Genomic DNA, 21,935 nt, shown 5'->3' with positions numbered 1-21,935 from the left:
TCAGTCGAGAGTCTTTCACGCTGGCAGGATGGTCCGGTGAGCACCCCGGTCATCCTGATCTCCCCCGCGATGGCGGTCCCCTCGTCGTTCTACGGCCCGCTCGTGGCCGCGTTCGAGGAGCGGGGGTGGACCGCCCGGGCACTGCCGCGGCGCGGCTTCGAGCGCGACCTGCCGCGGGCCTCGCGCCGGCACGACTGGTCGTACGCCGACGAGATCGCCGACACGCAGGCCGCGATCGACGCCGCCCGCGAGGAGCACCCGGGCCGACCCGTCGTGCTGTTCGGCCACAGCCTCGGCGGCCAGCTCGGCGGCGCGATCCAGATCGGCCCGCGTCCGGCCGACGGTCTCGTGCTGGTGGGCGTCTCGCTCCCCCACTATCGGCACTACCCGCGCATCGGCCTGCCGCTGGCCGCGATGGCGCTCAGCATGCCGCTGGTGGGCCTCGTGCGCGGTCACGTGCCGAAGCCGTGGTTCGGCGGCCCGGGCGCGCGCACGCTGATGATCGAGTGGGCGCACGTCGTGCGCACCGGACGCCCGCCGTACCCCGTGCAGCGCCGCATCACGCTGCCCACGCTGGCCGTGCACCTCGAGGGCGACGGCTTCTCGATCGCCGCCGCGTCGGAGCGCTTCGAGCGCACGCTGGTCGAGCCCGCGGCACTGACGCGCTGGGAGTACACCCGCGACGCCGTGCCGGAGGGAGGCTCGACCCACCACGTGCTGTGGGCCAAGCACCCCCGTCCGGTCGTCGATCAGGTCGTGCGGTGGTGGACCGATCAGGCGAACGCCTCCACCGGCGGGCAGGAGCAGACCAGGTTCCGGTCGCCGTAGGCGTTGTCGATGCGCCCCACCGGTGGCCAGTACTTGTCCTGCGTGCTGCCGGCGGGGAACACGCCCTCGGCCACGGGGTACGGGTGGGTCCAGTCGACCAGCTCGTGCGCGGCATGGGGCGCGCTGGTGAGCGGGTTGTCCTTCTCGTCGTACTCCCCCGCCGCGACGCGGTCGATCTCCGAGCGGATCGCCAGCATCGCCTCGCAGAAGCGGTCGAGCTCGGCGAGGTCCTCGGACTCGGTGGGCTCGACCATGAGCGTGCCGGCCACCGGGAAGCTCATCGTCGGGGCGTGGAAGCCGTAGTCGATGAGGCGCTTGGCGACGTCGTCGATCGACAGGCCCGCGGTCTTGGTGATCTCGCGCAGGTCGAGGATGCACTCGTGCGCCACGAGGCCGTGGTCGCCCGCGTAGAGCACGGGGAACGCGTCGCCGAGGCGAGCCGCGACGTAGTTGGCCGCGAGCACGGCCACGGACGTGGCGTCCGTGAGGCCGTCGGCGCCCATCATGGCCACGTACGCGAACGGGATCGGCAGGATGCCGGCCGAGCCGTACGGGGCGGCGCTGATCGTGCCAGCGGACTGCCGGCGCTCGGCGTCGGGGTGGAACGGGTGCTTCGGCAGGAACGGCACCAGGTGCTCGCCGACCGCGACCGGGCCGACGCCCGGGCCGCCACCGCCGTGCGGGATGCAGAACGTCTTGTGCAGGTTGAGGTGCGAGACGTCGCCGCCGAACTCGCCGGGGCGGGCGTGGCCGAGCAGCGCGTTGAGGTTGGCGCCGTCGACGTACACCTGGCCGCCGTGCTTGTGCACGATGTCGCACAGCTCGCTGATGCCGTGCTCGTAGACGCCGTGGGTGGACGGGTAGGTCACCATGATCGCCGCGAGGTCGTCGGCGTGGGCCTCGCACTGGGCACGCAGGTCGTCGAGGTCGACCTCGCCGCCGTCGGTGGCCTTGACGATCACGACGCGCATGCCGGCCATGACCGCCGAGGCCGCGTTCGTGCCGTGGGCGGAGCTGGGGATGAGGCAGACGTCGCGCGCCTCTTCGCCGCGGCTGCGGTGGTACTCGCGGATCGCCAGCAGGCCCGCGAACTCGCCCTGTGAGCCGGCGTTGGGTTGCACGGAGACGGCCGCGTATCCGGTGACCTTCGCGAGCCAGGACTCGAGCGTCTCGACGAGCTCGATCATGCCGGCGGCGTCCTGTGCCGGCACGAACGGGTGCAGGTCGGCGAAGCCGGGCCAGCTGATGGGCTCCATCTCGGTGGTGGAGTTGAGCTTCATCGTGCAGCTGCCGAGCGGGATCATGCCGCGGTCGAGGGCGTAGTCGCGGTCGCTCAGCCGGCGCAGGTAGCGCAGCATCTGGGTCTCGCTGCGGTGCTCGACGAAGACCGGGTGCGTGAGGATCTCGTCCTCGCGCAGCCACGCCGGCTCGAGGGAGGCGTCCCCCGCATCGGGCAGGTCGCCCGCGCCGAACGCCGCCAGCACGGCGGCGAGGTGGGCGTCGGTGGTGGGCTCGGACACCGCGATGCCGACGCGGTCGTCGTCGAAGCGCCACAGGTGGATCTGGGACTCGCGCGCGGCGGCGACGACCTCGGCGGCCCGGCCCGGCACGACCGCCGTCACGGTGTCGAAGAAGCGGTCCGAGGCCACCTCGATGCCGGCGGCCCGCAGGCCGGCGGCGAGCCGCGTGGCGCGCTGATTGACCTCGGTCGCGATCGCGCGCAGGCCCTCGGCGCCGTGGTAGACGGCGTACATCGCGGCGACGACCGCCAGCAGCACCTGCGCGGTGCAGATGTTCGACGTCGCCTTCTCCCGGCGGATGTGCTGCTCGCGGGTCTGCAGCGCGAGGCGGTACGCGGGTCGACCGGCGGAGTCGACCGAGACGCCGACGAGGCGACCCGGCAGGTGCCGCTCGAGACCCGCGCGCACGGCCATGAACCCGGCGTGGGGGCCGCCGTAGAACATCGGGACGCCGAAGCGCTGGGTCGAGCCCACGACGACGTCCGCTCCGAGGCTGCCGGGCGACGTCAGCAGCACCTGGGCGAGCGGGTCGGTGACGACGACGGCCAGGGCGTTCGCCGCCTTGACCTCGTCGATGACCGGAGCGAGGTCGATGACGGTCCCGTCGGCGCGCTGGTAGGCGATGATCACGCCGCTGAACTCGCCCTCGGGCAGTCCCTGGCGCAGGTCGGCCTCGACGAGCGGCAGGCCCACGGCCTCGGCGCGCGTGTGCAGCACGGCGAGCGTCTGCGGCAGCAGGCCGTCGTCGACGACCACGGGCAGGTCCGTGCGCTTGCGGTCGGCGCGGCGCACGAGGGTCAGCGCCTCGGCGGCCGCGGTGCCCTCGTCGAGCAGCGAGGCGTTCGCGGTGGGCAGGCCCGCGAGGTCCTCGACCATCGTCTGGAACGCGAGCAGAGCCTCGAGGCGGCCCTGCGAGATCTCGGGCTGGTACGGCGTGTAGGCCGTGTACCAGGCGGGGTCCTCCAGCACGTTGCGCCGGATGACGGCGGGCGTCGTGGTCGGGTGGTAGCCCAGACCGATCATCGAGACGCCCGGGGTGTTGCGGTCGGCCAGCTCACGCAGTCGAGCGGTGGCCTCGGTCTCGCTCGCCGCGGGCGGGAGGCCGTCGAGGGCCGAGCGGATGCCGGACGGCACGGCGGCCTGCATCAGCGCGTCGAGGCTGTCGTACCCGAGCCGCTGCAGCATCGCTGCCTGGTCGGACGCGCGCGGACCGATGTGACGGTCGACGAAGCGGGTGGCGGGAAGGCGGTCGGACTGCGGCATCAGGGGTTGCGACATCAAGGGTCTCCGAGGGCTCGACTACAGGGCCCTCCCCCTCTGTCGTCATGCCCGGCAGGACACGCCTTCAGAGTCGCCTGTGACGTACGGTCCGGTGGCCTGAGAGGTTCCGGGGAGGAATTGCCCCTTCGGCGCCCTGACGGGACTCTCCCGCACGGTTCAAACGGCACCGCCAGCCTACCTCGACCGACGTCGGGGCGTGCGGTGCGTCCGTCAGTTGGCCTTGCGGGCGCGACGCTGGGAGAGCTCGTCGCCGGCGACGGGGACGTCGGCCTCGGCGCGCTCGGTGGGCAGCTCGTGGAGCGTGCCCTCGATCTCCTTCCAGACACCGCCGATGGCGATGCCGAAGACGCCCTGGCCGCCCTGGAGGAGGTCGATGACCTCGGTGGCCGAGCGGCACTCGTAGACGGAGGCGCCGTCGCTCATGAGCGTGACCTGCGTGAGGTCCTCGGTGCCGCGCTCGCGCAGGTGGTCGATCGCGGTGCGGATCTGCTGCAGCGAGACGCCGGCGTCGAGCAGGCGCTTGATGATCTTGAGCAGCAGGATGTCCTTGAAGGAGTACAGCCGCGCGGTGCCCGAGCCGGTGGCCGAGCGGACCGTGGGCTCGACCAGGCCGGTGCGGGCCCAGTAGTCGAGCTGGCGGTACGTGATGCCCGCGGCGTTGCAGGCCGTGGGACCGCGGAACCCCGTGTCCTGGGGCAGGGGGGCCAGGTCGTCGTCGAACAACAGCCCCTGGGCGCTGGCCTGGGCCTGCGCCTCTGCTGCCTCGTCACGAGGTTCGATCATGGTCACGCCTTCCTGGCTGCCGACTGGTGGAGCCGGCCTCCCACAACAAGAGAACCACACGACTGTGGTCTTGCGTACCCTCAAGTTAGACGTGAGGGTCTCTCGACGCACGTACCGACGGGCGTGTCGGCGCGTTTAAAGTTTGAAGTTCGACTTCAAGGTTTCTCGAAGTCCTCGGGGTCCACGTGGTCGAGGAACTCGCGGAACTTCTCGACCTCCTCGTCCTCGTCGGGCGTCTGGGCGAATCCGGCGACGTCCAGCACGTCCTCCTCGCACACCACGCGCACGCCCGTGCGCAGCGCCAGCGCGATCGAGTCGGACGGTCGCGCGTCGACGACCGCTCCCGAGGCGAACTTCAGCTCGGCGAAGAAGACGCCCTCGCGGACGTCGACGATGCGGACCTCCTCCAGCTCGTCGCCCAGGCCCTCGATGATCGAGGCCATGAGCGCGTGCGTGGGCGGCCGCGGCGACTCGACGCCCTGCTGGGCGAAGGCGATGGCCGAGGCCTCGATCGCCCCCACCCAGATCGGCAGGTAGCGGGTGCCCTCGCGTTCGCGCAGCAGCACCAGCGGCTGGTTGGTGGGCATCTCCACCCGGACTCCGACGATCTCGAGCTCGCGCACGACGATCCTCCCGGTCAGGCGCGCAGGCCGGCGCGCACGAGCACCGTGTGCAGCCGGACGCTCAGTGCGGCGAGCTCGGCGAGGCCGGCCGCGGCACCCGCCTGCTGGCGCGTGGACGGCGGCACGACCTGGTCGAGCAGGCCGACCTCGCGGTCGGCGGCGCTGCGGAACCCGCGCAGGTGGCGGGGCTCGAGACCGAGCTCGGCCAGCTGGCCCACGAGCGACGCGACGACGAGGTCGTCGGTGTCGTAGTAGCGCTGGTTCGGGCGGCGACGGATCAGCTCGAACTCCTCGATCTGGTCGAGGGTGGCGTCGTCGATCCCGGCGGCGTCGACGAGCTCGTCACGCGTCATCCGCGTGGCGCCGGCACCCTCGGTGATCGACTGGGCCGTGGGCGAGCCGTCGGCGGCCAGCGTCACCTGCGGCACGCGCAGCGTGGCGCGCAGCTCGGTGTCGGGGACCTCGCCCGAGTCCATCTGGTCGAGGACCTGACGGATGTGGCTCAGCGGCCAGTAGCGGTCCTTCTGCATGCGCAGGACGAACCGCAGCCGCTCGACGTCGCCGTAGCTGAACTTGCGGTACCCCGACGGCGTGCGGCGCGGCTCGACCAGGCCCTGCTCGTCGTAGTACCGGATGCGGCTCTGCGAGATGTCCGGAAACTCCTCGGAGAGCTCGGCGATGACCTGGGAGATGCCGAGCAGCGGTTCGCGCCCGGCCTCGGAGGCGGTCACTGACCACCTTCGGAGGCGACCGTGCCGGGGAAGTAGATGAGGCGGTACTTGCCCAGCTGGACCTCGTCGCCGCCGGACAGCGGGATGTCGCCGTCGATGCGGTCGCGGTTGACGTAGGTGCCGTTGAGGCTGCCCAGGTCGGTGACCACGTAGCCGCTGCCGCGACGCGAGAAGGTCGCGTGACGGCGCGAGACGCTGATGTCGTCGAGGAAGATGTCGCTGGAGGGATGGCGCCCGGCCGACACGACGTCCTGGTCGAGCAGGAACCGCGAGCCCGCGTCGGGACCGCGCTGCACCAGCAGCATCGCATTGCCGACCGGCAGGTTCTCGACGGCGAACACGTCGCCCTCGGACATCTCCTCGGTGTCGGCGTCGATGACCGGGATGAAGTTGGTCTCGTCGAAACCGTCCGGCGTCGTCACCGCGATCAACTCCGTCTCAAGTAGAGCTTGAAGGTTGGCTCAAGTGGGGGTTCAGGGTTCCTTCGCCCCCAACCTAACACCCGGGCTCGCGTGGGTCAGCCGGTCACCAGAGCCGAGTACGCCTCGGCGGTGAGCAGGCCCGACGTGACGTCCTCGTCGGCGATGCGGACCTTGAGCAGCCAGCCCTCGCCGTACGGGTCGGAGTTGATGACCTCGGGGGTCGCCTCCAGCGCGTCGTTGCGGGCGATGACCTCACCGGTGACGGGCGTGAAGACGTCCGAGACCGACTTCGTGGACTCCAGCTCGCCGACGACGGAGCCCGCGTCGATCGAGTCGCCCTCGGCCGGCAGGTCGACGTAGACGATGTCGCCGAGCTGGTCCTGGGCGAAGTCGGTGATGCCGACGATGGCGACGTCGCCCTCGACACGCACCCACTCGTGCTCCTCGCTGTAGAACAGGTCCTCAGGAATCACGGTCGTCCTCCATCGTCGCGGTCAGTCGTTCGCGGGTCGAGCGTACTGGGGCTCGGGGGCATCGGCGACAGCGGTCACGCGGATGCGCTGGCGCTTCTCCACGCCCACCTCTCCCCCGCGTCCCTCGACGCGGTCGGCCAGGCCGCCGCGGAACGTCACGGCGTCGGCGAGGGTGTCGGGATCGCCGATGACCTCCATGACGTAGGGCGGCTTCAGGACGCGGCCGCTGACGCGCACGCCGGCGTCGTCGTCGAGGAACCAGGTCTGCGCCACGACGCGCGCGACGCCGTTGAGCGAGATGACCTCGGCGCCCGCGTCGCGCATCTCCTGGACGGCGTCGAGCAGGACCGAGGCGGTGACGGCGCCCGGCGGGGCGGTGATCGTGATCTCGATGCCCTCGCCCTCGGCCCCGACCGTGCCGGCGAGGATCGCCAGCGCGTTGGCGCGCTCGACCGCGGCCTTCCTGGCCTCGGCGGTGCTCTCGTTGGAGTCGCGCAGGTCGTCGCGCGAGGCCCGCAGCGTGTCGATCTGCTGCGACAGGCGCGTGTTGGTGGCGTCGAGCGACTTGAGCAGCTCGGCGAGCTCGACGCCGCGGACGCCGCTGAAGTCGTCGGTCTCGTCGTCCTGGCGCCACTGGACGGTCATCGTGAAGGCCAGCAGCCCCACGAGGAGCGCCACGATCCAGGAGGACCGCCGGCCCAGCTGGTCACGCATGGAAGATCAGCCTGCGGATCGCGGCGGAGTTGGCGAAGATGCGGATGCCCAGGACGACGATGACGCCGGTGGACAGCTGCGAGCCGACGCCCAGCTGGTCGCCGACGAACACCATGATCGAGGCGATCGCCACGTTGGAGACGAAGGAGACGACGAAGACGCGGTCGTCGAAGCGTCCCTCCATGTAGGCGCGGGCGGCGCCCAGCACGGCGTCGAGGGCGGCGATGATCGCGATCGGGACGTAGGGCTGGAGGGCACTGGGGACCGTGGGCTGCAGCAACAGGCCGATCGTGACACCCACGACGAGACCGATGACCGGGATCACGACGCGCTCCTCCTCAGGGGCTCGGCCGAGACCCTCAGCCGCGACTCGGGTGCGGCGGCCAGCTCGACGTCGTCCGATCCTTGCACGTCGTACCGCAGACCATCGGCCTCGGCGCGCGCGTCGAGGTAGCGGCCCGACGGACCGGCCTGCCACTGGGTCTCCAGCGTGGACTCGTCGCCGATCGCCGCGACGACGACCGGCTCGGTGACGGAGCGGTAGTTCACGGTGATCGCCTCCCCTGCGGAGCGGATCGCCGAGGTGGAGGTGAGCCGGTGGCCCCCGACCGAGACGGCCTCGGCGCCGGCCAGCCACAGCCCGTTGACCACGAGCTGGAGGTCGGCGTCGGTGAGGCGGCCGCCGGGGCGGTCCTCGTTCGCCGACGACTGCACCGTGATGGTCAGGCCGGGCCCCTCGACGGGGACGGCGCCGGACGCCACGCGGACCGCCACCGTGCCGGGTCCGTCGACGACCGACTCGGCCTGGAGGTCGGCGATCTCGCCCTGCAGCCCGGCGACGGTCTCCTGCTTGTTGGCCACGAGGTCCTCGCGCAGGCGGATGTTCTCGATCAGCGCGTCGCGCTCGGCCTCGGTGGCGGGGCGGTCGATGCGCGTCTGCACCGCCGCGACGGTGAGCATCGTGGCGATGGTCGCGATCGCGAGGCCGGTGAGCGCCTTCGCGCCGTTGCCCGGCGGCTTCTCGTGGTCGACGTAGTAGTCGTCGTCGAGCGCGGTGGCGGCCAGCCGTTCGAGGATCGACTCGGCCTCGGCGACCGACGACTCCTCGTCGCGCCGGCTGCTCATCGGACCCGTGGCGTGGTGGCCAGCAGGCGGCGCACCTGGATCGCGTAGAGGATGCCGGCCCACCAGTAGAGGCCGACGCCCCACACCGTGAACGCCCAGCCGAACACGCGCGCCAGGTTGGCCACCGCGCCGTCGCCGTCGCCGAGCAGCAGCAGGGGGAAGGCGTAGAGCAGGCCCGCCGTGGCGGCCTTGCCCAGGAAGTGCACGGGCAGGGCGCTGAAGCCGCGGGTGCGCAGGAACGGCACGAGCGAGAACAGGACGACGTCGCGCAGCGGCAGGATGATCGCGAGCCACCACGGGATGATGTCGCGCAGGCCGAGACCCACGACGACCGCGAGGATGTAGAGCCGGTCGGCCACCGGGTCGAGGACGGCGCCCAGGCGCGTGGTGGCGCCGGTGGCGCGGGCGATCTTGCCGTCGAGGTAGTCGGTGATGCCCGACAGCACCAGCACGCCGATCGCGAGCACGTCGGCCTCGGGGACGAGCACGAGCCACAGGAAGACCGGCACCAGCAGGATCCGGATCGCGCTGAGCAGGTTGGGGATCGTGAACAGCTCGCTGCGCAGCGAGGGCTTGGCGGGCTTCTCAGCGGGCTCGGCCGCCGGCTCCTGCGGGGCCTGCGGCTCGGGGCGCGGCTCCCGCTGGTCGGGCGTCTCACCGCGACGGCCGGGCGGCGGCGACACGGGATCGGGCCGGGCCGCGCGCTCGCGGCTCGGGGCGGTCTCGGAGGCCGCCACGACCTCGGGCTCCTCCTCGCCCTCGATGCGGCGCACGCGCTTGCCTGTCACGCCCACAGCCTACCGGCGGACGTCCCGCGATCCGGGCTGCCCTTGCCCCGGGGAACACAACTGACAGACTGAGGCTTGAACTCAACGAAGACATCAACCACTTCGACGACCAGGAGGACGCGTGGCCGACTACACCCTGCCGGACCTGCCCTACGACTACGGGGCACTCGATCCCCACATCTCGGGCAAGATCATGGAGCTGCACCACAGCAAGCACCACCAGAACTACGTCAACGGTCTGAACACGGCGCTCGAGAAGCTCGAGCAGGCGCGTGAGGTCCAGGAGTTCGACACGATCAACCTGCTCGAGAAGAACCTCGCGTTCAACCTCGGTGGTCACATCAACCACTCGATCTTCTGGAAGAACCTCTCGCCGGACGGTGGCGACAAGCCCACCGGCGAGCTGGCTGCCGCGATCGAGGACAACTTCGGCTCGTTCGACGCGTACCGCGCGCAGTTCGAGCAGGTCGCCCTCGGCATCCAGGGCTCGGGCTGGGCCATCACGGCGTGGGACACGCTGGGACAGAAGCTGGTCATCGTCCAGCTCTACGACCAGCAGTCCAACATCCCCGCGACGCTGATCCCGATCTCGCAGCTCGACATGTGGGAGCACGCCTTCTACCTCGACTACCTCAACGTCAAGGGCGACTACGTCAAGGCGTTCTGGAACATCGCCAACTGGGCCGACGCCCAGGAGCGCTTCACCGCGGCCACGAGCGGCGGCCAGATCCTCTTCTGACCCGCCGCCCCGCCGGGGCGAGACACACGACTGCCCGGTCACCCTCAGGTGGCCGGGCAGTGGTGTGTCCGGGGTCGGTCAGCGGCGCGGCGCGTCGTCGCGCAGGCTCGAGAGGTACGCGTTGTACTGCTCGAGCGCCGCGTCGTCGTCGCGGTCGGCCGCCCGGTCGCTGCGCCTGGCCTCGCGCGAGTCCGAGCGGAACCACTGCACGAAGATCGCGCCGACGACGAGCAGCAGCGGGATCTCGCCCATCGCCCAGGCGATGCCGCCGCCGAGGTACTGGTCGGCGGCGAGGTCCGTGGCGTACGGGCGCTCGAGTGCTTGGTAGTAGGACTCGGCGATGATCACGTCGGACGACATGAGCGCCACCGAGAAGAAGGCGTGGAACGGGACCGACAGCATGAGCACGCCGAACCGGGCCAGCGGGGTGAGGCGTCGCGGCGCGGGATCGACGCCGATCATCACGTAGTAGAAGAGCAGTCCCGAGAACAGGAAGTGCAGCTCCATGAACGCGTGGCCCGAGTGCGTGCGCATCATGGCCTCGAACAGGCCGGTGAAGTAGACGGCGTAGAGGGTGCCGAGGAAGATCACCGCGGCGACGATCGGGTTCGTGTAGAACGCCGAGACCTTCGAGTGCAGCGCGTCGCGCAGCAGGGACCGCGGCGAGTGCTCGCCCGGCCGGCGCGGGCCCGGCAGGGTGCGCAGCGCGAGCGTCATCGGCGCGCCCAGCACGAGGAAGATCGGCGCGATCATCGACAGCATCATGTGCGAGACCATGTGCAGGCTGAACATGACGCTGGAATACACGCCGAGGCCGCCGAACGTGGCCCAGGCGACGACCGCCAGGCCCAGGAACCAGCTGATGGTGCGACCGACCGGCCAGCGGTCGTTGCGGCGACGCAGCACCCGCAGCCCGGTCAGGTAGAACGCGGTGCCGAAGACGACCACGGCGATGCCGATGCCGTCGGGGTAGAACCCGGTCAGGACCCGCGCGAGCGTGGGCTCCGGCGGCAGCGGGCGCCCGAGCAGCAGCTCGGCGGGGCTGGTGAGGACGTCCTCCCCCACCGGGGTGGCCGTGCGGCTCAGGACGACCGCGACGGCGATCGTCACGGTCATCAGCAGGACCTCGAGGACCGCGAAGCGGGCGAAGCCGGCACCGCGGTGGCGCAGGCGGCGCCGCTGGACGACGCCGAAGGCGCCGAGACCGACGAGCGCGGTCGCCTTGACCAGCAGCAGCACACCGTAGGTGGAGTCGAGGCCGCCGAGCGAACCGAGGTTCACGAAGCCGCTCACGAGCCCGGAGACCGCGACGGTGGCGAAGCACCACAGCGCGAGGGTGGAGTAGCGCGCGACGGCGTCGTCGAGGCGACGGCTGCGACGCAGCGCGACCCAGCCGAGGGCGATGAGGCCGCCCACCCACAGCACGACGCCCACGAGGTGCAGGACCAGCGAGGCGGTGGCGAGCATGTGCGATCCGGCCGAGGCCGAGTGACCGGTCAGTCCGACGGCGGAGATGCCGATCAGGCCGACGGCGACGCACAGCGCGAGCTGACGGACCGAGAACGTCCAGCGGGCCCACAGCGCGACGACGAGGGCGGCGACCGCCTGCACCAGCAGGCCGCGGCCGGTGGCGAACACCGACGCGAAGTCGACGAGCTGGCCGAGCTCGACCTGCGTCATCGGACGTGCGTAGAGGTCGGCGACGTTGGCCCAGTAGAAGACGAGCGCCGCGACGAACCAGCCGCCCGCGGCCCAGGAGGCGATGCGGACGGCCTGGACGGCGAGGCCCTCGAGCCTGTCGCCGGAGGGCAGCAGGACGACCGCCGTCAGCAGGAAGCCGATCGTGACGGTGGCCAGGATGTCCGAGGCGTATCGCGAGATCGGCAGCGCCCAGCCGACGACGGGACCCGGGTCGGGCAGGCCCGGCGGGGGCGGCTGCGGGGTCGCGCCGGACAGCACGACGACCGCGACGAGGGACGCCAGGCCGACGACGCCCAGGACCGCGCCGTAGAGGCGCGGTGAGAGCTCAGGAGCGGTCATGGTCGGACGTGACGGAGCGACGGCGCAGGACGGTGGCGGCGCCGATCGCCAGCACGACCGCGACGACACCCACGCCGAGCAGCAGCGGCGACGACCAGACCGAGTCGTCCTCGACGTCGGCGGCGGCGTCGTTCGTCGCCGTCTCGGGCGACTGGGTGGCGGTGGGCTCGTCGCCGGCGGGCGCCTCCTCGGTGGCGATGCCGGCCGCCTGGGCGACCTCGAACGAGAGCGTGCCCGTCACGGGGTGCCCATCGGCGGAGATCACGCGATAGTTGATGTCGTACGCGCCCTCGGGCGCGTCCGCGGGCGGCGTGACGACCACCCGGGGTCCGTCGACCTGGAACTCGACATCGACGGCCTCGCCGTCGACGGCCACGCCGACCTGGGAGGGCTCGCGCAGATTCTCGCTGAACGTGAGCACGACCTGCTCGGGCACGGAGGCCAGCCGAGCGCCCTCGGTGGGGTCGGTGGAGATGAGAGAGGTGTGCGCTTGCGCAGGCATCGACCACCCGAGCAGAGCCGAAGTGACCAAGAGCACAAGGGAGATCGCACGCACGTTCCCCAGCCTATCCGGCGGGTGTTCGCAGGGTTTCTGGCCCATCGGGACCAGGCGCCGTGGCACGACGGGAGTGACGGCTGGGGATTGTGTGAACAGTGGATGGAGGAGCGTGGTTGACTCACTGATGGAGGTGTCGCACTGATGCGCTGGACTCGGGTCTTCGCGGGGGTGACGGTCCTGGTCGCCGGCCTGGCGTTCCCGACCGCCGCTCATGCCGTCGACCCCACGACTCCCCCGTCCACCGGGGCCCCGTCGGCCACGTCCTCCGCCCCCTCGCTCGACGTCCCCGACGTCCCCGATCCGCTCGCCATCGCGCCGAGCGCCATCACCGAGCTGACCACCCTGGCGCTGCGCTACGAGGCCAACCTCAGCGTCGCGGAGGACCGTCGCAAGGAGGCCGCCGAGCGCACCCGCGACGCCGACCGCCAGCGCCGGGTCGCGCGGGCCTACGTCGCGCAGGTCGTCGACTACGCGATGTCCCCGAGCGGCGATCCCTTCGCGCGCAAGCTCACGGCCCTCGCCGCGGCGGAGAACCCCGAGGACCTCATCACCGGCATCTTCAGCACCGAGCAGGTCACGGAGGCGCAGGAGGGTCACCTCGGCGACGCCAAGCGAGCCTTCGAGGCGGCGCAGAAGCTCCAGCGCCGCGCCGACCGGGCCACCGCCATCGCCGAGAAGGCCGAGAAGGCGGCGGCCCGCCAGCTGGCGCAGGTCGGCAAGCTGGCCGAGCAGCTCGGCCTCGGCGCCTCCTCCACGCCCGAGGGCCTGCCGCAGACGCGGGTCGAGCAGGAGGCGTGGAACGACCGGGTCGCCACCGCGTGGACCTCGTACCGCAAGCGTCTCGCCCGGCTGGGGGTGAAGGCGCCGTCGGCCGCCCGCCTGAAGGCCACGAAGGGTGTCGGCACCGCCACCGTCGGCTCGCGGACCGTCCAGGTCCTGCCGGCGCAGACGATCCGCATGATCGACGCGCTCGTCGGGCGCATCGGACAGGACTACTCCGCGCGGAACGCCTCTCCCGCGTGGAGCTGCGGCGGCGTCGTGAACGTCAAGAACGGCTACGACCTGCGGGGCACGCCCGCGCAGCTCTACGCCCGCACCGTGAAGGTGCCCACCGACGAGATCCTGCGCGGCGACCTGGTCTTCTCCGCGAACAAGAAGTCGGGCATCCACCACGTCGGCGTCTACGTCGGCGACGGCCTGATGATCGACGCGCCCGCCACTCGCGCGCAGGTGGGCGTCTCGGAGGTGCCCGCGAAGCCGTACGCGGTCACGCGGCCCTCGCTCGGCAGCGGCCGCAACACCCCGCCCAACGGCTCGGCCGACTCCCCCACCACGGTCTGCAACGCCACCCGTCCGGTCGCGGCCACGCGGCAGGGCTGGACGTTCCCGCTGAAGCAGGGCTCCTACTCGATCTCGGCCGGGTTCGGCATGGGCGGCAGCATGTGGCAGTCCACCCACACCGGCCAGGACCTCGCCGCCCCCACCGGCACCCCGATCTACGCCTCGCGCGGCGGCACCGTGAGCCTGCAGGAGGTCGGCTGGGCCGGCACGCTCATCACGATCTCGCACCCCGACGGCACGGCCGAGCGCTACGCGCACTCGTCCAAGGTGCTCGTCGAGGACGGGCAGACGGTGAGCTCGGGCGACGAGATCGCCCTGGTCGGCTCGCGCGGCAACTCCACCGGCCCGCACCTGCACTTCGAGATCCAGGTCGACGGCCAGTTCATCGACCCGATGCCCGTGCTCGTGCAGTTCCTGACGAACAACGGCGCCGGCAAGGGCTGGGGCGGCTACAGCAACGGCCAGGTGCCTCGCGGCGTGCTGTGCGCCGTCGGCGACACGATGCTGCGCTGCGACGTCGCGAAGCGCGCCAAGCGCCTCGCGGCCGACTACGCCCGCGAGTTCCGCGGCGAGCGCCTCGACTTCGCCACCGGCTACCGCGACATCGTGGGCCAGATCCAGCGCGGGCCCGAGGGCACGCTGGTCGACATCCCGGGCACCTCGCCGTTCGGCTGGGGCACCCGCTTCGAGCTCGGCGACCTCAGCAAGGCCCAGTCCGCCTGGGTGGCCAAGCGCGCCGCCAAGCTCGGCCTCAAGGGCGAGGGCAACGGCACCTGGTCGCTGCCCACCGCCTGAGCGGACGCCCGCGCCGTCTTTGTCCGGATCCCTGCGGGTGATGGCAGTCGATCGGTGGTGAGTCGTCGGACCCTGCAGGTTGAATGAGTGTCAGGACCACGAGGACAGGACGGTCATGACAGCGCACCCCGCCACCACCCCGCAGAGCGACGTCTCCCCCGGCGCGATGTGGTTCGCGCTGGTCGTGGTCTACGTCGCCTGGGGCTCGACCTACCTCGGCATCCGGATCGTCGTGGAGGACATGCCGCCGCTGCTCTCGGCCGCGGCCCGGTTCCTGACGGCCGCGGTGCTGATGGGGATCTTCCTCGCCGTCCGGTCCGGGCTCGGGGTGCTGCGGGTCAGGCCGCGCGAGCTCCGGGGCGCGGCGATCGTGGGGATCCTCCTGCTCGCCGGCGGCAACGGGGGCGTCGTCCTCGGCGAGCGCACCGTGCCGTCCGGGCTGGCGGCGCTGCTCGTCGCGATGGTCCCGCTGTGGCTGATCCTGTTCCGCTTCGCCGGCGGCGAGCGTCCGCGGCTGCTCACCTGGACCGGCGTGCTGGTCGGATTCGTGGGCCTGGGCGTACTGGTCCTCCCCGGCGGCGGCGCCGGCGGGACGACCACCGGCATCGTGTTCATCGTCGGGGCGACGCTGTGCTGGTCGGTCGGCTCGTTCCTGTCGCCGCGGATGCCGATGCCGGCGAACCCGTTCGTGGCCACCGTGTGGGAGATGCTGTCGGCGGCGATCGCGCTGGTGGTCCTCGGGACCGCGCGGGGCGAGCGTCCGAGCGACTTCGCCGAGGCGTCGACCTCCTCGTGGATCGCGCTGGGGTACCTGGTCGTCTTCGGCTCGCTCGTGGCCTACACGGCCTACGTGTGGCTGCTGCAGAACGCTCCGCTCGCGCTCGTGTCGACCTATGCGTACGTGAACCCGGTGGTCGCCGTGCTGCTCGGCGCCGTCATCCTCGCCGAGCCGCTCACCGGTGCCATCGTCACCGGTGGCGCGATCGTCGTGGTCGGCGTGGCCCTCGTCGTGCAGGCGGAGCGGCCCCGGTCCCCCGTCGAGGAGCGCGAGACGGCCCGGACATGACGAAGGGGCCCACCGCTCACGCGGTGGACCCCTTCGCTCGGTGCGTCAGGCCTCGTCGAGAGCCTGGGCGACGCGGCGGTGCGCCTCCCAGATGCGCTCGGGCAGTCCGCCGAACTGCTCGAGGTGCGACTCGCGCAGGCCGATCTCCTGCTTCCAGCGATCGACGTCGATCGCCAGCAGCTGGTCGAGGACGGCGTCGTCGATGTCCAGGCCCTCGAGGTTCAGCTCGTCCTTGCTCGGGACGACGCCGACGGGGGTCTTCGTGCCGGTGACACGACCCTCGCGGTAGTCCATCATCCACAGCAGGGCGCGCAGGTTCTCGCTGTAGCCGGGCCACAGGTAGCCGCCGTCGGCGTCACGCTGGAACCAGTTCACGTGCGCGAACAGCGGCTTGTCGGTGACCTGGTCGAGGATGTCGAGCCAGTGCTGCGCGTAGCGGCCCTCGGGCAGCGCCAGGAACGGACGCATCGACATGGGGTCGTAGCGCAGCTGGCCGGCCACGCCCTCGGCCGCGGCGGTGGCCTCGGCGCCCAGCGTCAGGCCGTCGTAGACGCCCTCGGCCGGATCCTCGATCGCGCGGATCAGAGGCTCACGGTCGCGGGTGCGGCCGCCGTAGATGATGCCGTCGATCGGCACGCCCGCCGGGTCGTCGTAGTCGGGCGACTCGTTCGGGACGTTCGACATGGTCGACGTGAAGCGGCAGTTCGGGTGCGCCCACACGTGGTCCTTGGAGCGCTGCTCCTCGACCGGGCGCTCGGAGATGAGGTGGCCCTTCCAGTCGCGCCAGCCCTCGACGTCGGTGGGGTACTCGGGCGACTTGCCCTCCCACCAGGTCTCGTGCGTGTTCACGTTGTACGCCGTGTTCGTGAAGATCGCGCCGGTGCCCTCCTGGACCGCGGCGAGCGCGTTGGGGTTGGTGATCGCGTTGGTGTCGATCGCCACGCCGAACACGCCGTACTCGGGGTTCATGCCGTAGAGCTTGCCGTCGTCGCCGACCCACAGCCACGCGATGTCGTCGCCGAAGAACTCGACGTAGTAGCGCTCGCCCAGGACGCCCGGGGCGACCATCATCGCGAGGTTCGTCTTGCCCGAGGCGCTCGGGAAGCCACCGGCGATGTGGTACTTCTTGCCGGTCTCCTTGTCCTGGATCGCGATGAGCATGTACTGCTCGGCGAGGAACTTGCGCGACGCCCAGCCGTCCCAGTTCGCCTGGCGCAGGCCGTGGGCGATCTTGCCCAGCAGCGCGTTGCCGCCGTAGGACGAGCCGAAGTGCAGGATCGTGCGCTCGTCGGCGACGGTCACGAAGTAGCGCTTGTCGTCGGGGGTGCCCTGGCCGAGGTTCTCCAGGTCGCCGGTGACGTGGACCGCGCGCACGAAGCTCTCGGGGTCCTGCAGGTTCTCGAACAGGTCGACGCCGACGCGGGCCATGCGGATCATCTGCAGCACGACCGAGCGGTTGTCGGTGAGCTCGATGCCGGCGGCGTAGGCCTCCAGCGGCGAGCCGGGAGCGGCCATCAGGTAGGGGATGACGTACATCGTCTTGCCCTGCGAGGCGCCCGTCATGTTCCCGATGACGACCGGCTTGATCTCGTCGGCGTGGCGCCAGTTGTTGTAGACGCCCTTGTCCGCGGGGTCGCTGGTGGCCACGATGGTCCGCTCCTCCGAGCGGGCCGTGTCCTTGTGGTAGCTCTGCGAGTAGTACAGGCCCTCACCGGCCGGTTCGAGCTCGCCGGCCTCGAGGGCCTCCTGCAGCAGTCGGGCGTCGTCGCTGGCGCTGACGACCTCGATGCGCTCGGGCTGGGTGACACCCGCCCAGTGCTTCACGAACTCATGGACGTGGGGGTTCTTCAACCCCGCCTCGTCCAGGACCTTGTCCACGTCGACCATAGGTCTGCCTTGTCCTCTCCTGGACCAGCCCGCCGGCCGGTCCGGTCACGTCGATGTTCCGTCCCGTGTCGACGGCGTTTCCGACGACACGATCCCGGAGATTACCGTGACCCTACCGCGCTTCGGGTGCCACTCTCCGGCGGGCCCTGTGGCACATGTCACAGCACGAATGGGTCACAGTCGCGTGACGACACGGTCGCGGTCGAAGCGCCGGACGGCCAGGTGGAACACCGCGAGATCGCCCACGAGGGCGGCCACTCCGACGCCGATCACGACCCCGCCGTCGAACGCGAGAGCGCCCGCCGCCTGCGACACGATCAGCACGATCACGGGCAGCACCAGCAGTCCCGCGACCGCCTGCGCGCCCTGGAGCGTGGAGGCGCGGTGCGAGATCAGGACGATGCAGCCGATCGCGAGGAAGGACACGAGCGGGGCGATCACGAGGGCCAGAACGAGCCACGTGCCGTTCGGGAACGCCCACCCGTGCTGCCACGGCCGCGCCAGGCCGTTCACGACCAGCGCGTAGACGGCGGTCGACAGCCACGTGACCCCCACGGCCGGCACCCACGAGACGAGGATCTTGCCGATCACGAGCTCGCGGTCCGTGAGCGGCGTGAACAGCAGGCCCTCGAGGGTGTCGCGCTCCTTCTCCCCGACGAACGCCGCGGTGGCCAGGACGGTGGCGACCACGATCGGGATCATCAGGAAGACCGGCGCCATGAAGTACTGCACGACCGCCCGCGTGGGGTCGGCGGCGACGCCGGCGGGCAGCCCGTCCAGGTAGGACGTGAGGAAGTCGAGCCGGGCCAGTGCATCCGGCTGCCGCGTCGCGGCGATGAGCGTCGCCGGGAGCACGAGCGCGAACACGATCGGCAGCATGACGATCGGCAGCAGCGTCTGCCGGTTGCGGCGCAGCTCGATCCAGTCCTTGGCCACGAGGGCGCGGACGCGGTCGGCGTTCAACGCCCCTCCCCCTGCAGCAGCGCGAAGTAGAGGTCGTGCAGCGAGGGCTCGACCGGCTCGGGGTCCGGGATGGTGTGGCCGGCCGCGCGGAGGTCGGCGACGGCCTGCTCGGCGGCCGCGCGATCGGTGACACGGACGACGTACGCGCGCTCGGGCCAGTGCGCGGCGACCAGCTCGTCGACCTCCCCCGAGGCCACGACGCGCCCGCGGTCGAGCATCACCACGTCGTCGCACAGCTCCTCGAGCCCGTGGAGCTGGTGCGTGCACAGGACGATCGTGGTGCGGCCGTCGGCGCGGAGCTTCGCGAGGTGGCCCAGCACGTCGAGAGCCGAGGCCGGGTCGAGCCCGGCGGTGGGCTCGTCGAGGAACAGCAGCTCAGGCTCCGCCAGCAGGGCACGGGCGATCTTGGCCTTCTGACGCAGGCCCTTGCTGAGCGATCCGACCGGGGCGTCGCGGCGGTCGGCCAGGTGGACGACGTCGAGCACCTCGTCGATCCGCTCGGCGGTGTGCCGACGGGACAGGCCGTGCAGCGCGCCCCACGTGCGCAGGTTCTCGGCGACGGTGAGCCGAAGGTAGAGGTTCGCCTCGGTCTGGACGCCGATGCGGGCGCGCAGCCGGGGCGCGGTCTCGGGGGTCACCGGCTCGCCGAACAGCTCGACGGTGCCGGCGGTCGGACGCAGCAGCCCCGTGAGCAGCCGAACGGTCGTGGACTTCCCCGAGCCGTTGGGCCCCAGGACGCCGAGCACGCGGCCCTGTCGCACGGTGAGGTCGAGTCCGGAGACGGCGACGCGGTCGTCGAAGGCGCGCGTCAGTCCGACCGCGCGGACCTGGGGCTCGCCCGTCATCGCACTCCCTCGTCTCGTGCCCGCTCGCGACCCGCCGAGCGGCGGGCTCGGACCCAGAGTGCCTGACGACCGCGCTCGTCCGGGCGGCTTCGGCCGTGTCGCAGCGCTGACTCCGGGGCGGACGTCGCTCGGCGGCGACGGCTTGGCAGACGCGGGTGCACCCGCCATGATGTGGGGCGCCCCGGGCTCGCGCCGTCGTCGAAGCCCTGGAGGGGTCGAGAGCGAAGGACCGAAGCCGTGGACGCAGCGCGATCTCCCCGAGCCGCGACGCCGGCGAGGGCATGGCACGCCCTCACGGCAGGGACGGCGGCGGTGGCGCTGCTCCTGCAGCTCGCACTGGTGTTCTCGGGGGCGTCCGTCCTGGCCGAGACCGAGGGCCCGGACCTCGGCGTCCGGCTCGCTCGCTTCATCGCGTACTTCACGATCCAGAGCAACCTGCTGGTCCTGGTCTCGGCGGTGGTCCTCGCGCGCGACACGCTGGCGGACGGGCCCTGGTGGCGGGCCGTGCGTCTGGCCGGTGTCATGGGGATCACGGTGACGGGTCTCGTGCACTTCTTCCTGCTCCGGCCGCTTCTCGACCTCGAGGGGGCGAGCCTCGTGGCCGACCGCCTCCTTCACCTCGCGGTGCCGCTGCTGGCCGTGGTGGGCTGGCTGGTGTTCGGGCCTCGCGATCGGATCGATCGTCGAGCCCTGCTCGTGGCGTTCCTGTGGCCGGTGGCCTGGCTCGCGGTCACGCTGACGGTCGAAGCGGTGACGGGCTGGTACCCCTACCCGTTCCTCGACGTCGCGGCGTCGGGCTGGTCGGGCGTGGCCATGACGTGCGCGGGCATCGCCGCGCTCGTGATCGGCTGCCTGGCTGCCCTGACCCTGGTCGACCGGCGGCTGGGTCGGCGCGGCGCGCTCAGCCTCGAGAGCTGACGCCCGCCCACGGGCTCAGCGCAGCCCGGACGACCTGACGCACTCGACGCCGGCGGGTCGCTCGGGAACCGGCCGCCGGACGTCGTTCCGCACCCAGATCCGATACGCGCACACGCCGGCGACGAGCCGGTAGCGACGCTTCAGCTCGCGCTCGGCGGTGTCACTGGTCAGTCCCCACGTGCCGAGGGTCCCGTTGCTCACGACCCAGGTCGGCGCGTCGGAGCCGGAGAGGACGCGGGTGAACTCCCGTAGCGCCGGGTCGTCCGTGCGCACCGGCAGGCTCCAGAGGTGCTCGTAGGGCGACCCGAGCCCCGTGGCCCGGACGAGGTCCGGCCTGCCCCAGGCGCTGACGACCGTGTCGCCGGGATCCGCGACCCGTCCGACCATGCGTCCGGCCGCCACGGCGCCGTCGACCGTCGTGAGGGCCGGGTGGATCAGCACCCCACCCACCACACCGGCCGCGACCGCATACGCGACGACGACCGGCACGACCCGCCGGGTGCGCGCCGCGAGCAGCCCGGTCGCCACGGAGACCGGCACGGCGAACTCGACCAGGTAGTGACTCCACCAGCTGCCGCCGGCCAGGACCGAGGCCGCCGCGAACAGGGTCATCGCGCTCAGCGCCCACCACACGGGCGCGCGGCACCGCCGGAGAGCAGGCGCGGCGACGGTCGCCAGCACGAGCAGCAGCTGGCCCGAGACCAGCGAGCGTCCGAGGAGCTCGTACTGCCGTCCGTCGGCGGAGTCGGAGCGGTCGGTCGCCATGACCTCGTCCGCGCGCAGCCGGAACGCGAAGAGGGCGTCGGCGAGGGCGGCCGGATCGGTGCCCCGGGCCCAGGCCCACAGCAGCAGGGTGGCCGCCAAGGCGAGCGCGCCGGTCGCGGCGACCCCGGCCATGGCGAGAGCACGCCGCGCCGGCACGTCCCGCGCGATCACCGACGCCACGAGCAGCACCACCGCGAAGACGGCGGCGTCGGCGTGGTTCTGCTTGGTCATCACCGCGGCCATCCCCGCGGCGCCGGTGAGCACCGACCAGCGCAGGGAGCCGTGCTCCACCGCTCGGACGGCGGCGTACACGCCGACGGAGAGCCACGGTGCCGCCAGCAGCTCGGCGTTGACGCGGTCGGCGCCCAGCCAGGGGCTGACCGTGAGGACCGCGGCCGCCACCGCGGCCCAGCGCGCGGCGCGATCGCCCGCGAGGCGGCGCGCCGTGGCGGCGCAGGCGACGACCGTGACCGCGACGGCCACCAGGCCGAGCAGCCGCAGTGCGACCACTCCCCCGGTGCCCGCCGCCAGCTCGGCGAGCGCCATCAGCAGGGGCGGCCGGTCGACCCAGTAGTCGCCGTAGAGCGAGGTGCCGTCGTGCCACTGGCCACCGACGATCAGCAGGCCCGCCTCGTCGGGGCTGGGCAGCACCGTCAGGAACGGCAGCCGCGCCAGGATCGCCAGCGCCACCACGAGCAGCACGAAGCGCCGCGTCGTCATCGGTCGACT

At 71.8% G+C, this 21,935-nt stretch carries 21 protein-coding genes and 1 riboswitch; of the genes, 5 read left to right on the top strand and 16 right to left on the bottom strand.

Annotated features, from left to right (window positions below; genetic code table 11):
- The first annotated feature begins 36 nt into the window (after positions 1-36).
- Positions 37-828 carry an alpha/beta fold hydrolase gene (locus O3S82_RS08845; RefSeq protein ID WP_269302222.1) on the top strand — a complete coding sequence of 264 codons (792 nt, stop codon included), beginning with the start codon at positions 37-39 and terminating at the stop codon, positions 826-828.
- Here the strand turns inward: O3S82_RS08845 and gcvP are convergent.
- The 10 genes from gcvP to O3S82_RS08795 all read right to left on the bottom strand — a co-directional run bounded on the left by gcvP (position 774) and on the right by O3S82_RS08795 (position 9,066).
- Positions 774-3,626, bottom strand: a complete 2,853-nt coding sequence (gcvP, locus tag O3S82_RS08840; RefSeq protein WP_269302220.1) for an aminomethyl-transferring glycine dehydrogenase — start codon at positions 3,624-3,626, stop codon at positions 774-776. The two genes, O3S82_RS08845 and gcvP, sit on opposite strands and share 55 nt — an antisense overlap.
- A 77-nt stretch (positions 3,627-3,703) precedes the next feature.
- A riboswitch (glycine riboswitch) is annotated at positions 3,704-3,789 on the bottom strand.
- A 50-nt stretch (positions 3,790-3,839) separates the two neighbouring features.
- Positions 3,840-4,412, bottom strand: a complete 573-nt coding sequence (locus O3S82_RS08835; RefSeq protein WP_179424354.1) for a MerR family transcriptional regulator — start codon at positions 4,410-4,412, stop codon at positions 3,840-3,842.
- A 155-nt stretch (positions 4,413-4,567) separates the two neighbouring features.
- Positions 4,568-5,035 (bottom strand): bifunctional nuclease family protein, encoded by a 468-nt coding sequence (locus O3S82_RS08830; RefSeq protein WP_179424355.1) that lies wholly within the window; start codon positions 5,033-5,035, stop codon positions 4,568-4,570.
- Positions 5,036-5,049: 14 nt separating this feature from the next.
- Positions 5,050-5,766, bottom strand: a complete 717-nt coding sequence (ftsR, locus tag O3S82_RS08825) for a transcriptional regulator FtsR (protein WP_179424356.1) — start codon at positions 5,764-5,766, stop codon at positions 5,050-5,052.
- Positions 5,763-6,188 carry an FHA domain-containing protein gene (locus O3S82_RS08820; RefSeq protein ID WP_395487500.1) on the bottom strand — a complete coding sequence of 142 codons (426 nt, stop codon included), beginning with the start codon at positions 6,186-6,188 and terminating at the stop codon, positions 5,763-5,765. The genes ftsR and O3S82_RS08820 overlap by 4 nt, the downstream gene beginning before the upstream one ends.
- 95 nt (positions 6,189-6,283) lie before the next feature.
- Positions 6,284-6,661 carry a glycine cleavage system protein GcvH gene (gcvH, locus tag O3S82_RS08815; protein ID WP_179424357.1) on the bottom strand — a complete coding sequence of 126 codons (378 nt, stop codon included), beginning with the start codon at positions 6,659-6,661 and terminating at the stop codon, positions 6,284-6,286.
- Positions 6,662-6,682: 21 nt separating this feature from the next.
- Complete coding sequence (locus O3S82_RS08810) at positions 6,683-7,375, bottom strand: DUF881 domain-containing protein (RefSeq protein WP_179424358.1); 693 nt, start codon at positions 7,373-7,375, stop codon at positions 6,683-6,685.
- Positions 7,368-7,700 (bottom strand): small basic family protein, encoded by a 333-nt coding sequence (locus O3S82_RS08805; RefSeq protein ID WP_179424359.1) that lies wholly within the window; start codon positions 7,698-7,700, stop codon positions 7,368-7,370. The genes O3S82_RS08810 and O3S82_RS08805 overlap by 8 nt, the downstream gene beginning before the upstream one ends.
- Positions 7,697-8,500 (bottom strand): DUF881 domain-containing protein, encoded by an 804-nt coding sequence (locus tag O3S82_RS08800; protein ID WP_179424360.1) that lies wholly within the window; start codon positions 8,498-8,500, stop codon positions 7,697-7,699. Before O3S82_RS08800 ends, O3S82_RS08805 begins: the two co-directional genes overlap by 4 nt.
- A complete protein-coding gene (locus tag O3S82_RS08795) occupies positions 8,497-9,066 on the bottom strand; it encodes a CDP-alcohol phosphatidyltransferase family protein (protein WP_179428083.1) in 570 nt (189 codons plus the stop codon). Before O3S82_RS08795 ends, O3S82_RS08800 begins: the two co-directional genes overlap by 4 nt.
- Before the next feature lie 343 nt (positions 9,067-9,409).
- On the opposite strand from O3S82_RS08795, the gene O3S82_RS08790 reads away from it, so the two are divergent.
- Positions 9,410-10,027, top strand: a complete 618-nt coding sequence (locus tag O3S82_RS08790) for a superoxide dismutase (RefSeq protein ID WP_179424361.1) — start codon at positions 9,410-9,412, stop codon at positions 10,025-10,027.
- Positions 10,028-10,105: 78 nt separating this feature from the next.
- Here the strand turns inward: O3S82_RS08790 and O3S82_RS08785 are convergent, their stop codons facing one another.
- A complete protein-coding gene (locus O3S82_RS08785) occupies positions 10,106-12,067 on the bottom strand; it encodes a bifunctional copper resistance protein CopD/cytochrome c oxidase assembly protein (RefSeq protein ID WP_269302211.1) in 1,962 nt (653 codons plus the stop codon).
- A complete protein-coding gene (locus tag O3S82_RS08780; RefSeq protein WP_269302210.1) occupies positions 12,054-12,569 on the bottom strand; it encodes a copper resistance CopC family protein in 516 nt (171 codons plus the stop codon). The genes O3S82_RS08785 and O3S82_RS08780 overlap by 14 nt, the downstream gene beginning before the upstream one ends.
- Before the next feature lie 198 nt (positions 12,570-12,767).
- Here O3S82_RS08780 and O3S82_RS08775 point away from each other — a divergent pair, with 198 nt between their 5' ends.
- Positions 12,768-14,762: a peptidoglycan DD-metalloendopeptidase family protein gene (locus O3S82_RS08775; RefSeq protein WP_269302208.1), complete on the top strand. Its 1,995-nt coding sequence runs from the start codon at positions 12,768-12,770 to the stop codon at positions 14,760-14,762.
- Between the two features lie 115 nt (positions 14,763-14,877).
- Entirely contained in the window at positions 14,878-15,828 is a 951-nt protein-coding gene (locus O3S82_RS08770) for an EamA family transporter (RefSeq protein WP_269302206.1), read from the top strand.
- A 45-nt stretch (positions 15,829-15,873) separates the two neighbouring features.
- On the opposite strand, the gene O3S82_RS08765 is transcribed toward O3S82_RS08770, so the two are convergent.
- The 3 genes from O3S82_RS08765 to O3S82_RS08755 all read right to left on the bottom strand — a co-directional run bounded on the left by O3S82_RS08765 (position 15,874) and on the right by O3S82_RS08755 (position 19,523).
- A complete protein-coding gene (locus O3S82_RS08765; protein ID WP_269302204.1) occupies positions 15,874-17,715 on the bottom strand; it encodes a phosphoenolpyruvate carboxykinase (GTP) in 1,842 nt (613 codons plus the stop codon).
- A 174-nt stretch (positions 17,716-17,889) separates the two neighbouring features.
- Complete coding sequence (locus O3S82_RS08760; protein WP_269302202.1) at positions 17,890-18,678, bottom strand: ABC transporter permease subunit; 789 nt, start codon at positions 18,676-18,678, stop codon at positions 17,890-17,892.
- Positions 18,675-19,523, bottom strand: coding sequence for an ABC transporter ATP-binding protein (locus O3S82_RS08755; protein ID WP_269302200.1), 849 nt, complete (start codon positions 19,521-19,523; stop codon positions 18,675-18,677). The genes O3S82_RS08760 and O3S82_RS08755 overlap by 4 nt, the downstream gene beginning before the upstream one ends.
- Positions 19,524-19,835: 312 nt before the next feature.
- Between O3S82_RS08755 and O3S82_RS08750 the strand changes: the two genes are divergently transcribed.
- Complete coding sequence (locus O3S82_RS08750; RefSeq protein ID WP_179424369.1) at positions 19,836-20,441, top strand: Pr6Pr family membrane protein; 606 nt, start codon at positions 19,836-19,838, stop codon at positions 20,439-20,441.
- A gap of 15 nt (positions 20,442-20,456) precedes the next feature.
- Here O3S82_RS08750 and O3S82_RS08745 read toward each other — a convergent pair whose 3' ends face one another.
- Positions 20,457-21,926 (bottom strand): glycosyltransferase family 39 protein, encoded by a 1,470-nt coding sequence (locus O3S82_RS08745; protein WP_269302198.1) that lies wholly within the window; start codon positions 21,924-21,926, stop codon positions 20,457-20,459.
- Positions 21,927-21,935: the final 9 nt, after the last annotated feature.

This window comes from Aeromicrobium sp. HA, assembly GCF_027171405.1.
In the GTDB taxonomy this organism is placed as follows: Bacteria; Actinomycetota; Actinomycetes; order Propionibacteriales; family Nocardioidaceae; genus Aeromicrobium; species Aeromicrobium tamlense.
The sequence above is the reverse complement of the archived record's forward strand: the minus strand, read 5'-3'. Positions and strand labels throughout refer to the sequence as shown.

What these genes read in the sequence shown, in the direction of transcription:
- gcvP (WP_269302220.1), bottom strand. Translation starts at nt 3,626, where the DNA reads ATGTCGCAACCCCTGATGCCGCAGTCCGACCGCCTTCCCGCCACCCGC.
- O3S82_RS08835 (WP_179424354.1), bottom strand. Translation starts at nt 4,412, where the DNA reads ATGATCGAACCTCGTGACGAGGCAGCAGAGGCGCAGGCCCAGGCCAGC.
- O3S82_RS08810 (WP_179424358.1), bottom strand. Translation starts at nt 7,375, where the DNA reads ATGCGTGACCAGCTGGGCCGGCGGTCCTCCTGGATCGTGGCGCTCCTC.
- O3S82_RS08800 (WP_179424360.1), bottom strand. Translation starts at nt 8,500, where the DNA reads ATGAGCAGCCGGCGCGACGAGGAGTCGTCGGTCGCCGAGGCCGAGTCG.
- O3S82_RS08785 (WP_269302211.1), bottom strand. Translation starts at nt 12,067, where the DNA reads ATGACCGCTCCTGAGCTCTCACCGCGCCTCTACGGCGCGGTCCTGGGC.
- O3S82_RS08780 (WP_269302210.1), bottom strand. Translation starts at nt 12,569, where the DNA reads ATGCCTGCGCAAGCGCACACCTCTCTCATCTCCACCGACCCCACCGAG.
- O3S82_RS08775 (WP_269302208.1), top strand. Translation starts at nt 12,768, where the DNA reads ATGCGCTGGACTCGGGTCTTCGCGGGGGTGACGGTCCTGGTCGCCGGC.
- O3S82_RS08770 (WP_269302206.1), top strand. Translation starts at nt 14,878, where the DNA reads ATGACAGCGCACCCCGCCACCACCCCGCAGAGCGACGTCTCCCCCGGC.
- O3S82_RS08765 (WP_269302204.1), bottom strand. Translation starts at nt 17,715, where the DNA reads ATGGTCGACGTGGACAAGGTCCTGGACGAGGCGGGGTTGAAGAACCCC.
- O3S82_RS08755 (WP_269302200.1), bottom strand. Translation starts at nt 19,523, where the DNA reads ATGACGGGCGAGCCCCAGGTCCGCGCGGTCGGACTGACGCGCGCCTTC.
- O3S82_RS08745 (WP_269302198.1), bottom strand. Translation starts at nt 21,926, where the DNA reads ATGACGACGCGGCGCTTCGTGCTGCTCGTGGTGGCGCTGGCGATCCTG.